13 protein-coding genes and 2 pseudogenes are annotated in these 13,362 nt (G+C 71.8%); 9 read left to right on the top strand and 6 right to left on the bottom strand.

The genetic code is table 11. The features are described from left to right. Positions 1–44: 44 nt before the first annotated feature. On the bottom strand, positions 45–938 hold the full coding sequence (locus tag PV343_RS21460) for a class I SAM-dependent methyltransferase (RefSeq protein WP_415923505.1): 894 nt from the start codon (positions 936–938) through the stop codon (positions 45–47). Between the two features lie 313 nt (positions 939–1,251). Here PV343_RS21460 and rpsA point away from each other — a divergent pair, with 313 nt between their 5' ends. Beyond that, the gene (gene rpsA, locus PV343_RS21455) at positions 1,252–2,745 is read left to right on the top strand and encodes a 30S ribosomal protein S1 (protein WP_067015219.1); all 1,494 of its coding nucleotides are present in this window, start codon (positions 1,252–1,254) and stop codon (positions 2,743–2,745) included. A 101-nt stretch (positions 2,746–2,846) separates the two neighbouring features. Here rpsA and PV343_RS21450 read toward each other — a convergent pair whose 3' ends face one another. Continuing rightward, a complete protein-coding gene (locus PV343_RS21450) occupies positions 2,847–3,806 on the bottom strand; it encodes a right-handed parallel beta-helix repeat-containing protein (protein WP_319148576.1) in 960 nt (319 codons plus the stop codon). Positions 3,807–4,019: 213 nt separating this feature from the next. On the opposite strand from PV343_RS21450, the gene PV343_RS21445 reads away from it, so the two are divergent. The 3 genes from PV343_RS21445 (at position 4,020) to PV343_RS21435 (ending at position 6,341) form a co-directional block, all read left to right on the top strand. After that, positions 4,020–4,958: a PAC2 family protein gene (locus tag PV343_RS21445; RefSeq protein WP_020939375.1), complete on the top strand. Its 939-nt coding sequence runs from the start codon at positions 4,020–4,022 to the stop codon at positions 4,956–4,958. Between the two features lie 267 nt (positions 4,959–5,225). Beyond that, entirely contained in the window at positions 5,226–5,876 is a 651-nt protein-coding gene (gene coaE / locus PV343_RS21440) for a dephospho-CoA kinase (RefSeq protein ID WP_319148575.1), read from the top strand. 84 nt (positions 5,877–5,960) lie between these two features. Continuing rightward, entirely contained in the window at positions 5,961–6,341 is a 381-nt protein-coding gene (locus tag PV343_RS21435) for a tetratricopeptide repeat protein (protein WP_319148574.1), read from the top strand. A gap of 30 nt (positions 6,342–6,371) precedes the next feature. Here PV343_RS21435 and PV343_RS21430 read toward each other — a convergent pair whose 3' ends face one another. Continuing rightward, positions 6,372–6,668: a DUF6343 family protein gene (locus tag PV343_RS21430; protein ID WP_319148573.1), complete on the bottom strand. Its 297-nt coding sequence runs from the start codon at positions 6,666–6,668 to the stop codon at positions 6,372–6,374. Between the two features lie 270 nt (positions 6,669–6,938). Here PV343_RS21430 and PV343_RS21425 point away from each other — a divergent pair, with 270 nt between their 5' ends. Both PV343_RS21425 and PV343_RS21420 read left to right on the top strand, forming a co-directional pair. Further along, on the top strand, positions 6,939–7,619 hold the full coding sequence (locus PV343_RS21425) for a class I SAM-dependent methyltransferase (protein ID WP_319148572.1): 681 nt from the start codon (positions 6,939–6,941) through the stop codon (positions 7,617–7,619). A gap of 133 nt (positions 7,620–7,752) precedes the next feature. Then, positions 7,753–8,205: a DoxX family protein gene (locus tag PV343_RS21420; protein ID WP_319148570.1), complete on the top strand. Its 453-nt coding sequence runs from the start codon at positions 7,753–7,755 to the stop codon at positions 8,203–8,205. Between the two features lie 96 nt (positions 8,206–8,301). On the opposite strand, the gene PV343_RS21415 is transcribed toward PV343_RS21420, so the two are convergent. Continuing rightward, a complete protein-coding gene (locus PV343_RS21415) occupies positions 8,302–8,964 on the bottom strand; it encodes an RNA-binding S4 domain-containing protein (protein ID WP_319148569.1) in 663 nt (220 codons plus the stop codon). A 181-nt stretch (positions 8,965–9,145) separates the two neighbouring features. Here PV343_RS21415 and PV343_RS21410 point away from each other — a divergent pair, with 181 nt between their 5' ends. Further along, positions 9,146–9,946 carry a uracil-DNA glycosylase gene (locus PV343_RS21410; protein WP_319148568.1) on the top strand — a complete coding sequence of 267 codons (801 nt, stop codon included), beginning with the start codon at positions 9,146–9,148 and terminating at the stop codon, positions 9,944–9,946. Positions 9,947–9,974: 28 nt separating this feature from the next. On the opposite strand, the gene PV343_RS21405 is transcribed toward PV343_RS21410, so the two are convergent. Beyond that, positions 9,975–10,460: a GNAT family N-acetyltransferase gene (locus PV343_RS21405; RefSeq protein ID WP_319148674.1), complete on the bottom strand. Its 486-nt coding sequence runs from the start codon at positions 10,458–10,460 to the stop codon at positions 9,975–9,977. A 57-nt stretch (positions 10,461–10,517) separates the two neighbouring features. Beyond that, positions 10,518–10,850 (bottom strand): annotated as a pseudogene (locus PV343_RS21400) (RidA family protein); the annotation flags it as partial. A gap of 754 nt (positions 10,851–11,604) precedes the next feature. On the opposite strand from PV343_RS21400, the gene PV343_RS21395 reads away from it, so the two are divergent. Then, positions 11,605–12,324: a nucleotidyltransferase domain-containing protein gene (locus tag PV343_RS21395; protein WP_319148673.1), complete on the top strand. Its 720-nt coding sequence runs from the start codon at positions 11,605–11,607 to the stop codon at positions 12,322–12,324. 189 nt (positions 12,325–12,513) lie between these two features. Then, a pseudogene (locus tag PV343_RS21390) lies at positions 12,514–13,362 on the top strand (FUSC family protein); the annotation flags it as partial.

Raw genomic sequence — 13,362 nt, 5'->3', positions numbered from 1 at the left:
CCGTTCCCCGGGCCGCTCACGACAGGGCCCGGACCGGAGAGCGCTCAGTCGCGCTCGCAGACGAAGATCGCCGTCCCCGGCAGCAGGTTCCCGCGCAGCGGCGACCAGCCGCCCCACTCCGCGGTGTTCCAGGCCGGCCACTCCGGCTCCACCAGGTCCACCAGCCGGAAACCCGACGCCACGACGTCCCGCACCCGGTCGCCGAGCGTCCTGTGGTGCTCCACGTACACCGCACGGCCTTCGTCGTCCTGCTCCACGTAGGGCGTGCGGTCGAAGTAGGACGACGACACCGACAGCCCCTCGGGACCCGGCTCGTCCGGGAACGCCCAGCGGATCGGATGCGTCACCGAGAACACGAACCGGCCGCCCGGCCGCAGCACCCGCCGCACCTCCCGCAGCACCAGCCGCGGATCGGCCACGAACGGCAGCGCCCCGTACGCGGAGCACGCCAGGTCGAAGGAGCCGTCCGCGAACGGCAGCGCCCCGGCGTCGGCACAGACCAGCGGAAACGATACGCCGATGCGCAGCGCGTGCTGGAGCTGGCGGTGCGAGACGTCCAGCGCCACCGGCCGCGCCCCCTGGGCGGCCAGCCAGCGCGCGCACTGCGCCGCGCCTGCGCCGATCTCCAGGACGTCCCTGCCCTTCAGGTCCTCCGGCGGGCCGAGCAGCTCGGCCTCCACCTCGTCCAGGCCCTCCGGGCCCCACACGAAACGGTCGTCACCGAGGAACGTCCCGTGTTCGACCTGGTACTCGTCGGCGTTCCGGTCCCACCAGCCACGGTTGGCGCGGGCGCTCTCCGCGACCCCGGCGTCACGGCGGGTCGCTTCCGGCTCGAACCCCTCGGGCTCGTGCGGTTCCGGCTCTTGGATGATCGGCTCCCTCGTCGTACCCTTCCGTCCAACCCGCCGGGCGAAGGCGTGTCTCGGAAGGGGTCCCACAGGCCTGTCCGGCCTCCTGGGACGATTCTTGTGCCGGAATTGCGGCGATCCGCCCCGGGTGTGCGCCTTCGCGCATTGACCCTGTCCGGCTGCCCCCGTATGCTACAAGTTGCGCTGCGGGCCTGCGCACCTCAGACGTAGCAGGCTGCGCTCGCATCTGTATGTATGTCCCCTCGGTTGTCGAGGCGCCACCGGGCACCCGGTGTCCTTATTGGTGGCGCTTCCTTGGCTGTCCGGCTTCTGCAGAGCGAAACGGGCTCCCGGCGTAAGCAGTACCTACGACTTCAATGTCCGTACCGGAGCCCTTTCCCACATGACGAGCAGCACCGAGACCACCGCCACCACCCCGCAGGTTGCGGTCAACGACATCGGTAACGAGGAAGCCTTCCTCGCCGCGATCGACGAGACGATCAAGTACTTCAACGACGGCGACATCGTCGACGGCGTCATCGTGAAGGTCGACCGGGACGAGGTCCTGCTCGACATCGGTTACAAGACCGAAGGTGTCATCCCGAGCCGCGAACTCTCGATCAAGCACGACGTCGACCCCAACGAGGTCGTTGCCGTCGGCGACGAGATCGAGGCCCTGGTCCTCCAGAAGGAGGACAAGGAAGGCCGCCTGATCCTCTCGAAGAAGCGCGCCCAGTACGAGCGTGCCTGGGGCACCATCGAGAAGATCAAGGAAGAGGACGGCATCGTCACCGGCACCGTCATCGAGGTCGTCAAGGGTGGTCTCATCCTCGACATCGGCCTCCGTGGCTTCCTGCCGGCTTCCCTCGTCGAGATGCGCCGTGTCCGCGACCTCCAGCCCTACGTGGGCAAGGAGCTCGAGGCCAAGATCATCGAGCTGGACAAGAACCGCAACAACGTGGTCCTGTCCCGCCGCGCCTGGCTGGAGCAGACCCAGTCCGAGGTCCGCCAGACGTTCCTCACGACCCTCCAGAAGGGTCAGGTCCGCTCCGGCGTCGTCTCCTCGATCGTCAACTTCGGTGCCTTCGTGGACCTGGGTGGCGTCGACGGTCTGGTGCACGTCTCCGAGCTCTCCTGGAAGCACATCGACCACCCCTCCGAGGTTGTCGAGGTCGGCCAGGAAGTCACCGTCGAGGTTCTCGACGTCGACATGGACCGCGAGCGCGTCTCCCTGTCGCTGAAGGCGACCCAGGAAGACCCGTGGCAGCAGTTCGCCCGTACGCACCAGATCGGTCAGGTCGTCCCGGGTAAGGTCACGAAGCTCGTTCCGTTCGGTGCGTTCGTCCGCGTGGACGAGGGCATCGAGGGTCTGGTCCACATCTCCGAGCTGGCCGAGCGCCACGTGGAGATCCCGGAGCAGGTCGTCCAGGTCAACGACGAGATCTTCGTCAAGGTCATCGACATCGACCTCGAGCGTCGTCGCATCAGCCTCTCGCTGAAGCAGGCCAACGAGTCCTTCGGTGCCGACCCGGCCTCGGTCGAGTTCGACCCGACCCTGTACGGCATGGCCGCGTCCTACGACGACCAGGGCAACTACATCTACCCCGAGGGCTTCGACCCCGAGACCAACGACTGGCTCGAGGGCTACGAGAAGCAGCGCGAGGAGTGGGAGCGCCAGTACGCCGAGGCGCAGACCCGCTTCGAGCAGCACCAGCAGCAGGTCATCAAGTCCCGCGAGGCCGACGCTGCCGCTGCCGCCGAGGGTGGCGAGGCTGCCGCTCCGGCCGCTTCGGGTGGCGGCTCGTACTCCTCCGAGGGTGCGGACACCTCCGGTGCCCTTGCCTCGGACGAGGCGCTGGCCGCGCTGCGCGAGAAGCTGGCCGGCGGCCAGAGCTGATCGCTGCCGCTGAGGCTTAGCAGGTAGACAGCTGCTGAGGGGCCGTACCTTCCGGGGTACGGCCCCTCAGGGCTTTCCGGGCTCCGCCACCCCTTCGACGGTCAGGGAGTCACCGGGATGTTGGTGAGGCCCTTGCCGCCGGTCACCGTGTTGCTGCTGTAGACCGTCGTCCGGCAGCTCGCGCCGGCGTTGGTGACGTCGATCGCCAGCCGGGTGGGGCCCTCGGCACCCGTCAATGTCGATTTGTTTCCTTTGAAGACCGTGCCGCAGCCCCAGCCGGACTGCTGCGTGTGGGTCTGGTAGCCGTCGTTCGTGGTGTTCGTGCCGGTGTTGTCCTGCACCAGGACGTCATCGCCCTTCACGTCCACCCAGGAGTCGTCGTAGTTCGCGCCGGTCAGCCCGCTGCCGTCGAACGTGTTCCCGACGATCCGCGCGCCGGTCGTCCCCTCCTTGATGTCGACGTTCTCGCCGCCCACGTCCGGGCCGATCCTGTTGCCCAGGATCTGGATGCGGTCGCTCCGGTCGGACAACGTGTTCGCGGTCCCCACGTACACGCCCTCGCCCATGCCGCGGCCGTCGTTCCCGGTGTCGTAGATCGTCGAGTTCCTGATCACGCCGTCCGTGCTGGAGTTGCGGAAATGCACGCCCTCCATGGTGAGCCCGTGCACGGTCACGCCGTCCACCACCACACCCGCGGCCGAGTCGATCATGATGCCCTTCTGGCCGCCGGTCACGGTCAGCCCACTGACCGTCCAGTAGGACGCGCCGTCCAGGTGCAGGCCGTAGCCGCCGCCCGCCCGCAGAACGGCCCCCGGAGAGCCCGTGAGGGTGATGCGGGCCGCGGCGGTGGCCGGAGTGACCGCCTTGAAGTTGCCGGTGTACGTACCGTCCGCCAGATGGATCATGTCGCCGGGCCTCGCGCCGGCGAGCGCGGTCTTGAGCTGGGCGGCGGTGCCCACCTCGACGGTCTGGGCGGCGGCGGCCGGGCCCGCGCAGAGCAGCGGGCCCCCGGTGAGGGCGAGCGTGGCGAGCAGGGAGGTGAGCGGCGTACGCGTGCGCATGGGGGTGCCTTCCTGTCGTACGGACCTGCCGCATAGTGCGATCTCATACATGAACGACAGGCGTGGATGTGAACGCCAGTTCTGGTGAAGGTGCGGACCAGTTGACGGAGCGTCAAGGCACCCGGCACGACATGCCTGATCAGCGACCCGCACCGGGAATGCCCCCGGCCCGGGGCGCGTTGTCGATGAAGGACACGAGGAGGAGCGGTCACAGTGCTTGATCCGCAGGGTTTGTACGCATGGGAGCCGAAGGGGCTGGCCGTCGTCGACATGGCGCTCGCCCAGGAGTCGGCCGGCCTTGTCATGCTCTACCACTTCGACGGATACATCGACGCGGGGGAGACCGGCGACCAGATCGTCGAACGCCTCCTCGACTCACTGCCCCACCAGGTCGTGGCACGCTTCGACCACGACCGGCTCGTCGACTACCGCGCCCGCCGCCCGCTGCTGACCTTCAAGCGGGACCGCTGGACCGAGTACGAGGTGCCCGCCATCGAGGTCCGCCTCGTCCAGGACGCCACCGGCGCCCCCTTCCTCCTGCTGTCCGGACCCGAACCGGACGTCGAGTGGGAGCGGTTCGCCGGCGCCGTCCAGCAGATCGTCGAGCGACTCGGCGTCCGCCTCTCGGTGAACTTCCACGGCATCCCCATGGGCGTCCCGCACACCCGGCCCGTCGGCCTCACCCCGCACGGCAACCGCACCGACCTGGTCCCCGGCCACCGCAGCCCCTTCGAGGAGGCCCAGGTGCCCGGCAGCGCCGCGTCGCTGCTGGAATACCGGCTCCTGGAAGCCGGGCACGACGTCCTCGGCGTCGCCGCCCACGTCCCGCACTACATCGCCCGCTCCGCCTACCCCGACGCGGCACTGACCGTCCTCGAGGCCGTCACCGCCGCCACCGGCCTGGTCCTGCCCGGGGTCGCCCACGCCCTGCGCACCGACGCGCACCGCACCCAGACCGAGATCGACCGGCAGATCCAGGAAGGCGACGAGGAACTGACCGCACTCGTCCAGGGCCTCGAGCACCAGTACGACGCCGCGGCGGGCGCCGAAAGCCGCGGAAACATGCTCGCCGAACCGGTCGACATCCCCTCCGCCGACGAGATCGGCCGCGAGTTCGAACGCTTCCTGGCCGAACGGGAAGGCGACAACTAGCCGTCCCGGCGACGTGTGAGGGGCGGCGGTCGGGGCTTCCCGGCGGCGCGCTAGGGGCAGGGTCCGAGGGCTTCCCGGCGGCGCGCTAGGGGCGGGGTCCGAGGGCTTCCCGGCGGCGCGCGAAGGGCGGCGGTCGGGGCTTCTCGAAGGGCGAAGGGCGATAGCCAGGGCTTCCCGGCGGAGCGACGACCAGCACCGGGTTTCGCGCCGGCGGTGAGAGCGACACCCGGGGGCTCGCCGTCACCGGCAGGGCCTAAGCTTCCGCACATGCTGAAAGTGGGCCTGACCGGCGGCATCGGCGCCGGCAAGAGCGAGGTGTCACGGCTGCTCGTCGAGCACGGAGCCGTACTCATCGACGCCGACCGCATCGCACGCGAGGTCGTGGCGCCCGGAACACCCGGGCTCGCAGCCGTCGTGGAAGCCTTCGGCTCGGACGTCCTCACCCCCGACGGAAGCCTCGACCGGCCCGGACTCGGCTCCATCGTCTTCGCCGACCCCCAGAAACTCGCCACCCTCAACGCGATCGTCCACCCCCTGGTCGGCACCCGCTCGCGCGAACTCGAGGACGCCGCGGCAGACGACGCCGTCGTGATCCACGACGTGCCCCTCCTCACCGAGAACGGCCTCGCCCCCCTGTACGACCTCGTGATCGTCGTCGACACCAGCCCCGAGACCCAGCTCGACCGCCTCGTGCGGCAACGCGGCATGACCGAACACGACGCCCGCGCGCGCATGGCCGCCCAGGCCACCCGCGAACAACGCCGCGAGATCGCCGACATCGTGATCGACAACGACGTCCCCCTCGACACGCTGCGCAAGCGCGTCGCGGAAGTCTGGGACGACCTCGCGCACCGCGCCCGGGAACAGCGACCGCCCTCCGGCGGTACCGCCCCCGCCGACGGCCCGGACCCCGCCTAGGCGACACCCCCGGCGCCGCCGAGGCGCGGAATACCCGTACTCCTCCGGGCGTTGAACCGCTTCAGCAAGGGAAGGATCTCAGCCGTGCCCGAGACCAGCGGTTCCACCGGACGTACCCCGGAGACGCACGTCATCGACTTCCGCGCCGCCGAGCAACTGCTCAACGCACGGGACCCCAGGGGCGCGGTGAAACTGCTCGACGGGGTCATCGCAGCCCACCCGGAGAACACCGCGGCCCGCCTCCTGCGTGCCCGCGCCTTCTTCGCGGCCGCCCAACTCCGCCCCGCCGAACTCGAGTTCACCATCGTGCTCGAACGGGAACCGGACAACGCCTTCGCCCACTTCGCGCTCGCCCGCACCTATGAACGCCAGGGCCGTCCCGACCAGGCCAAGCGCCACTTCCGGCTCGCCGCCGCACTCGACCCGAACCCGGACTACCTCAGGGCCGCCCGCTTCGACGACTGACGGTCACCAGGCGTCCCCGCCCGCCCGCGCTCACGGATGCCGGGGCCATCGAGGACCCTGCCGTGGCGGACCACCGTCCGGCGGACTGTACGGCGGCACGTCCGGACCCGGCTGGTAGTGCGGACCCTGCCGCATGTGCCGCAGGATCACGGCCATGTCCACCGTGACCACCAGCCACAACACCCCGCACGCGAGCGCCCAGCCCGGACGCCCGACCAGCGCGAACACCGCCGTACCGAACACGGCCCAGACGAATCCCCACACGCTCAGCCACAACCGCGCCCGCAGAGCACTGCGCGCGGTCACCGGCTCACTGCCCGTACGCATCGGATCACCACTCCTCCTTGCAACGTACTCTCCGTCCTCCCCGAGCGGAACGCCCGCCGGCGACGCACACGACGGCCAGGGATGATCACGGCAGACAGCAGAGACGGGGAGGCAGGGGGGCAGGGGGCAGGGGGCAGGGGGCAGAGAAGCCGGAGGAGGACGGGGGAGACGGGAAGACGGGAGAGAAGGGGGAACACTCCAACGGGTGAACCCGCGCCGCCCGGGAACGCTCGCTCCACCCCCACCCGTTCTCCGGGCATGACCACCCCCATGCGAGAAGGACACGAAGGAACAGGACCCGGCGCCATCACCCCCGACGGCTGCGCCGTCGACCTCTACACACGACTCCCCGTCGGCGACGAACCGGACATCATCACCGGCGCCGTGCCCCCCGGAGCGCACATCCTCGAACTCGGCTGCGGAGTAGGCCGGATCACCCACCCCCTTCAGCAACGCGGCTTCACCGTCACGGCGGTGGACGAGTCCGCCGACATGCTCACCCACGTCCGAGGAGCGCGCACCATATGCGTCCCCATCGAGCGACTGGACCTCGGCGAGAAGTTCGACGTCGTGATGCTCGCCTCCTTCCTCGTGCACGCCGGGGACACAGAGGTCCGCCGCGGCCTGCTGCGCACCTGCGCCCGCCACGTGGCGCAGGACGGCTGCGTGCTCATCCAGCGGGAAGGCCCGGACTACCACACCAACGTGCCCCGAGAGCGGGTCGACCCGAGCGGCTTCACCGTGCGCATCGTCTCGGCGGAACCGGTCGCAGACGGAGTGAACGCGGTACGCGCGGAGTACCGGTTCCCCGACGCGGTGTGGACCCAGACGTTCCTCGCCCGCCCCCTGACCAGAGAGCAGTTCGAAGAGGCTCTGGCAGAAGCGGGGCTGAAGGTGGACACCTACCTGACCCCGGACGGCACATGGGTCCGGGCGGTACCAGCGCCATAGCGGAGCCGATGAGGGAGGCGACGAAAGAGCCGACGAGCGAGTCGGCGGGAGAGTCGACAGGCGATGAGTTCCCGGCCCCACACCGGTCTACCTCGATGACAGCAAGCAGGACCGCTCGACTCAGGAGACCTCCATGTCCCAGACCACCGCCCCCGCAGCGACCGCCACCCCGCGCACTTCCGCCACCGCCCGCACCCGCGCGGCCCGCATCGCCCTGCGCACGGTGCAGGTGCTGCTCGCCCTCTTCTACGGGATCGCGAGCGCACTGCCCAAGCTGACAGCGCACCCGTCGGCCGCCGAGTCCTTCGACAAGATGGGCTGGGGAAGCGCGGGGATGTACACCATCGGCGCACTCGAACTCGTCGGCGCCGTCGCCCTGTTGGTGCCCGCGCTGCAGGCGGTGGCGGCCATGGCGCTCAGCGCGCTCATGGTCGGCGCGTTCATCGTCCAGCTCGCCGTCTTCGACGGCCAGTACGCGGCGACCCCGCTCATCCTGATCGTGCCGCTCGCACTCATCGCCTGGACCCGCCGATCCCACAACACCGACCTGCTGCGACTGCTGCGGGGCGCGGGGCGAACGGCTTGAGCGGGGTGCGGGTGCCGCCGGGGTGATGGACCGTCGTGAGGAAGGGCAGGGAGAGGGAGGGGAGGGTGGGGGAGGGGCCCCGGAGGTGAGGCAGGCTCAGCGTCCCCGAGGCCGTCCACCTGCTCCGCCGGCCCCACCGGCTCTCCCCGCCCCACCGGTGCTTCCGGACCTTCCGGCGCCGCCGAAACCGGTGGGTCCCTGGGGGGCGCCCGTTCCCGGTCCGCCGAGTCCGCCGAGTCCCCGGAGTCGTTCCAGTTCGCGGCGGTCCCGCTTGGTGGGGCGACCGGCGCCGCGGTCGCGGATACCGGCGGGGGCCACGGCATCGCGGGGCGGCGGCGGAGGCGAGTTGTCGATGTAGCACTGGACGGCCACCGGGGCACCGACGCGCTTGCGGATCAGGCGCTTGACGATCACGACCCGTTCGCGGCCCTCGTGCCGGAGCCGCACCTCGTCGCCGACGCGCACGGAGTAGGCGGGCTTCACCCGCTCGCCGTTGACGTGGACGTGGCCGCCACGGCAGGCGGTGGCTCCCAGGGAGCGGGTCTTGATCAGGCGCACGGCCCAGATCCAGCTGTCGATCCGCACGGTCTCGCCCGTACCGGGCCCCGCGGCCTCGGCGGCGGCCACCGCGGCGGCGGTCTTCGGGTCGAGCGGCCCGCCCTCGGCGGCCTCGGAGCGCTCGGTCTCCTCGGCGGGGGCCGCTTCACCCGGTCCGCCGGTGTCACCGTGCACGTTCTCGTCCGCGTCCTCGGAAGCCATGTCCCGACCTTAACCCGCCGGACCGGGCGACCCGGAGACGATTTTTCCGGGCCCAGAGCCCGTCGAGCGGCTCAGGTGCGGCTTGCCACTGTCGAGGCGACCTCACCGCCCCCCCCCCGACAGCCAGTCGGTCCTCGCGCCCTGCCGGGGTCCTCGGCGGGGCCGGGCATACGGTGGCGGTATGGACGACAGCAGCGGGCTAGCTCGGCTCGACCGGCGCGTCGCGGGGTGCCGGGCCTGTCCCCGACTGGTGGAGTGGCGGGAGGAAGTGGCCCGCACCAAGCGGGCGGCGTTCGCCGACTGGACGTACTGGGGACGGCCGGTACCCGGGTTCGGCCCGGCCGACGCCCGCCTCGTGATCGTCGGGCTGGCGCCCGCGGCGCACGGCGGCAACCGCACGGGCCGTATGTTCACCGGCGACCGTTCGGGAGACGTGCTCTACCAGGCGCTGTACGACCTGAGCCTGGCCTCGCAGCCCACCTCCGAGCGCATCGACGACGGGCTCGAGTTGTACGGCGTCCGGATCACCGCGCCCGTCCACTGCGCCCCGCCGGCCAACAAGCCCACCCCGGCCGAGCGGGACACCTGCCGCCCCTGGCTGGTGCAGGAGCTGAAACTGCTGCGTCCCACGGTCAGGGCGGCGGTGGTGCTCGGCGCCTTCGGCTGGCAGGCGGCACTGCCCGCCTTCAACGAGGCGGGCTGGCCCGTGCCCCGCCCCCGCCCCGCCTTCGCCCACGGCGCCCGGGTCACCTTGAACGGCTCGGCCACCCCCGAAGGCTCTGACGGCCCCGACAGCGACAGTCCTGACGGCCCAGACGGCCCGGCAAGGTCTGGCGGCTCAGACGGCCCGGACGACCCGGGCAGACTGGACGTCTTCGGCTGCTTCCACGTGAGCCAGCGCAACACCTTCACGGGCCGGCTCACCCCCGCGATGCTCCGTGAGGTGCTGCGTACGGCGGCCGACGCGGCCGGGCTGCCCTGACTCCGAAGGATCCCGCAGGACTTCCCTCTCAGGGCCGCCACACGTACCGCACGTCCGGCTCCCGCTCCTCGTTGGCGCTGCCGTCCGTGTGCTCGACGGCGACGAATCCGTGCCGCTCGTAGAAGCGGTGGGCGGCCTTGTTGACCTGGAAGGTCCACAGCGTGAGGCCCCGCGGGCTGCGCTCCTTGGCGAGGGTGACGAACCGGTCGCCGATGCCGTGCCCCCGCCAGTCAGGGGCGAGGTAGAGCTGGGACAGCTCCTCACCGTTCAGGACCATCACGCCGACGATCCCGCCGTCCTCCCCGGGCGCCTCGGCGACCCAGGTCTCCCGCAGCGGCACCACGACCTCCCGGAAATGCCCCCGTACGTCGTCGTCGGTGCGGGGCCGGACGACCGTGGGCAGCGCGGCGGAGAAGGAGCGCAGCCAGACGTCGGCGGCGGCTGGGGCGTCCGCCGGCACCGCCCGGCGCAGGACGACCGCGGCCGACGTCGGGTCCTGCCGTTCCTCCGGCACCACGGCCGTCGCCGTGATCTCCACCAGCTGCCCCGTGTACCCGAGGCAGGCGACACCGAGCAGAGTGGACGAGTGGGGACCCCGGCTCAGCCCCGACGCCTCCACGACCTCCCACACCGCGGACAGCACCGCGGTCTCACTGCTGACGACGTACACGTCCGTCGTCAGCACGTGCTCCAAGTCGCTTCCCACCGCCCGCAGTTGCTCGCGGAGGTTGGCTATGACCCGCTCGGCCTGCCGCACCGGATCCCCGGCTCCGACGATGTCCCCCTTCTCGTCGAGCGGCACGGCCCCCGCGAGGAAGGCGAGCTTCGTGCCGGCCTCGACGACGGAGGCGTGGGAGTAGGTGGGCGGTGGGAACAGGGCGGGAGTGGTCACGCGACGGATCATGGCGGCTCCTGGGCTGGCCGGTGCACAACCTCCCGATCATCTGCGCCCCGCCCCTGGCTCCGCACCCGAATTTCCGGTCGTGCCGCCTCCCCGCGTGCCGCCGCGGCCCTCGCCGACACCTCCCGACGTCTGCGCCGTAGACCGGCACTCGCCGCGCCGGACCGCCGGACCGCGGCCGCCGCGACAACCCTGAAGCCCGGGCTCTGCTCGGCCGCCTCGACCCGTTCGACGCGGTAGAGCCGGGTCGACGGGGCCGACACCGAGTACGGGTTGGCGCGCAGCAGATCGGGCTCGCCCAGCAGTTGTCGTACCAGCCCGGCGGTCCAGCCCCGGGCGCGCAGCCCCGCCAGGGACACATGGTCGCGGCGCCCCGTCGCTCCGCCGTGCGGTCCGGGCTCCGCTCGGCCTGCCGCATCCTCCCGGTCCGTCACCATGACCTCCCCCGTCGTGACATTGAGTGACGACTTCATTGATAACGCGCCCCACTGACAATCGGCTCGCCCCGCACCCCTCCACCGCCCTAGGCTCGCCGAACTCGGACGCACGCGAGTGCGCTCAGCCGGCACGCCCCCACCATCCAGCCCCACCCCACCCCACGCCCGACGCGCCGCCCCCCTCCTGCATGACTCCGCCCTCACCCCGGAGCCCACCCGTGCCCACGCTCCCGAACTCCGATGACGACTCCGCTCACGAAACCGATCAGAGCGTCGATCACGACGCCGACGCCGACTTCCTCTCCGCCACCGCCGACCGCCTGGCCGCCCTCCCCGCAGTCGAGGCGGTCGCCCTGGGCGGCTCCCGGGCCCAGGGCACCCACACCGCGGGCAGTGACTGGGACCTGGCCGTCTACTACCGTGGCGCCTTCGACCCGGCCGACCTGCGTTCCGTCGGCTGGGAGGGTGAGGTGTCGGAGATCGGCGGCTGGGGCGGCGGTGTGTTCAACGGCGGGGCCTGGCTGACCATCGACGGACGCAAGGTCGACGTGCACTACCGGGACCTGGACGTGGTCGAACACGAGCTGGCGGAGGCGAAGGCGGGACGGTTCCGGGTGGAGCCCCTGCTGTTCCATCTCGCGGGGATTCCCAGCTACCTGGTCGTGGCCGAGCTGGCCGTCAACCAGGTGCTGCGCGGCGAGCTGCCCCGCCCGGAGGGGTACCCGGCCGAGCTTCGCCGGACCGCCTCGGAGCGCTGGGCCGGCACCGCCCGGGCGACCCTGGCCTACGCCAAGGCCAACCACGCCCCGCGGGGCCGTCTCACCGAGGTGGCCGGCGCGCTGGCCACCGCCGCCGTGCAAGCCGGCCACGCGGTGCTGGCGGCGCGCGGCGAGTGGGTGACGAACGAGAAACGGCTGCTGGAGCGGGCCGGACTGCGCCGGATCGACGAGGTGATGGCCGCGCTGCGACCGGACCCGGCAACGCCGGCCGACGCGATCGAGGCGGCGGAGCGCATCATCGACCGAGCGACCCGGCCGTGACGCGGGAGCGTCATCGCCCCACGCCCCGATTGCGTTCATGAAGAACCCGTCCTCCCCGCCACCTTTCACCTCCCCGCAACACGACCACCCCGTTCGCGTGTGGGACGTGATCTACCGTGGAAGTCGCACACCACAGCCCGGCCACCGTCGTCCGAAGGCACATCCCGCCCTCGTACGAACAGGAGCCCCGTGTCGCGCCGCGCCGCACTGTCCCCGCCGCCCTGGCTCACCCACGCCCTGCGCACCCAGCGCGGGCCCGTCCCGTGGAGCGCGGTGGCGCGGGGCGCGCTCGCCGCCGGGCCGCTCCTGCTCGCCGGTGTCCTCGGCGGCCGTACCGCGATGGGTGTCCTGGCCGCCATCGCCGCGATGCTCGTCGGCATCAACGACCGGCCCGGCAGCCGGCGGGCCTCCGTCAGGCGGCTCGGGGTGCCCGCCCTTGCCGGGGCCCTCGGGCTGCTCGTGGGGACGTACGGCGGGCAGTGGCTGCCCGCCGTACCGCTGACCCTGCTGCTGACCGCGCTCGGGCTCGTCGCCGGCGCCGTCAGCGCGGTCGGGCCCGTCGCCTCCGCGGCGGGCACCCAGTTGCTGGTGACGGCAGCCGTGGGCGCCGGGATGCCGGCGGCGCAGAGCGGCTGGCAGCGGGCCCTCGCCTTCCTCGCCGGCGCGGGCTGGCTGCTCCTGCTGCGGCTCGCGCTGCCCACCCCCGGGTCGCTCACCGGGGACTTCCGGTTCGACGGTGAGCGCGAGGCGGTCGCCGACGTCTACGACGCCGTCGCCGCCCTGCTCGACGCCGTGGGCGGCGAGGGTGCCAGCACCCGCCGGGCCGCGCTCACCGCCGCACTCGACCACGCGCAGGACGCCCTCGCCGGGCCACGGCTGCGCCGGCAGGCGAGCTCGGCGGCCGAGCGCCGGCTGCACGCCCAGTACGCCGCCGCCCTGCCGCTCGCCGCCGCCGTCGACGGCGCCTACGACACCGAGCACGCGCGCGTGCGCGGCCGTCTGCAGTCCGGGGCCGTGCTCGCCGGGGATGCGCTCAAA

It is taken from the genome of Streptomyces sp. WI03-4A (genome assembly GCF_033792105.1).
Classification (GTDB): Bacteria; Actinomycetota; Actinomycetes; order Streptomycetales; family Streptomycetaceae; genus Streptomyces; species Streptomyces collinus_A.
The sequence above is the reverse complement of the archived record's forward strand: the minus strand, read 5'-3'. Positions and strand labels throughout refer to the sequence as shown.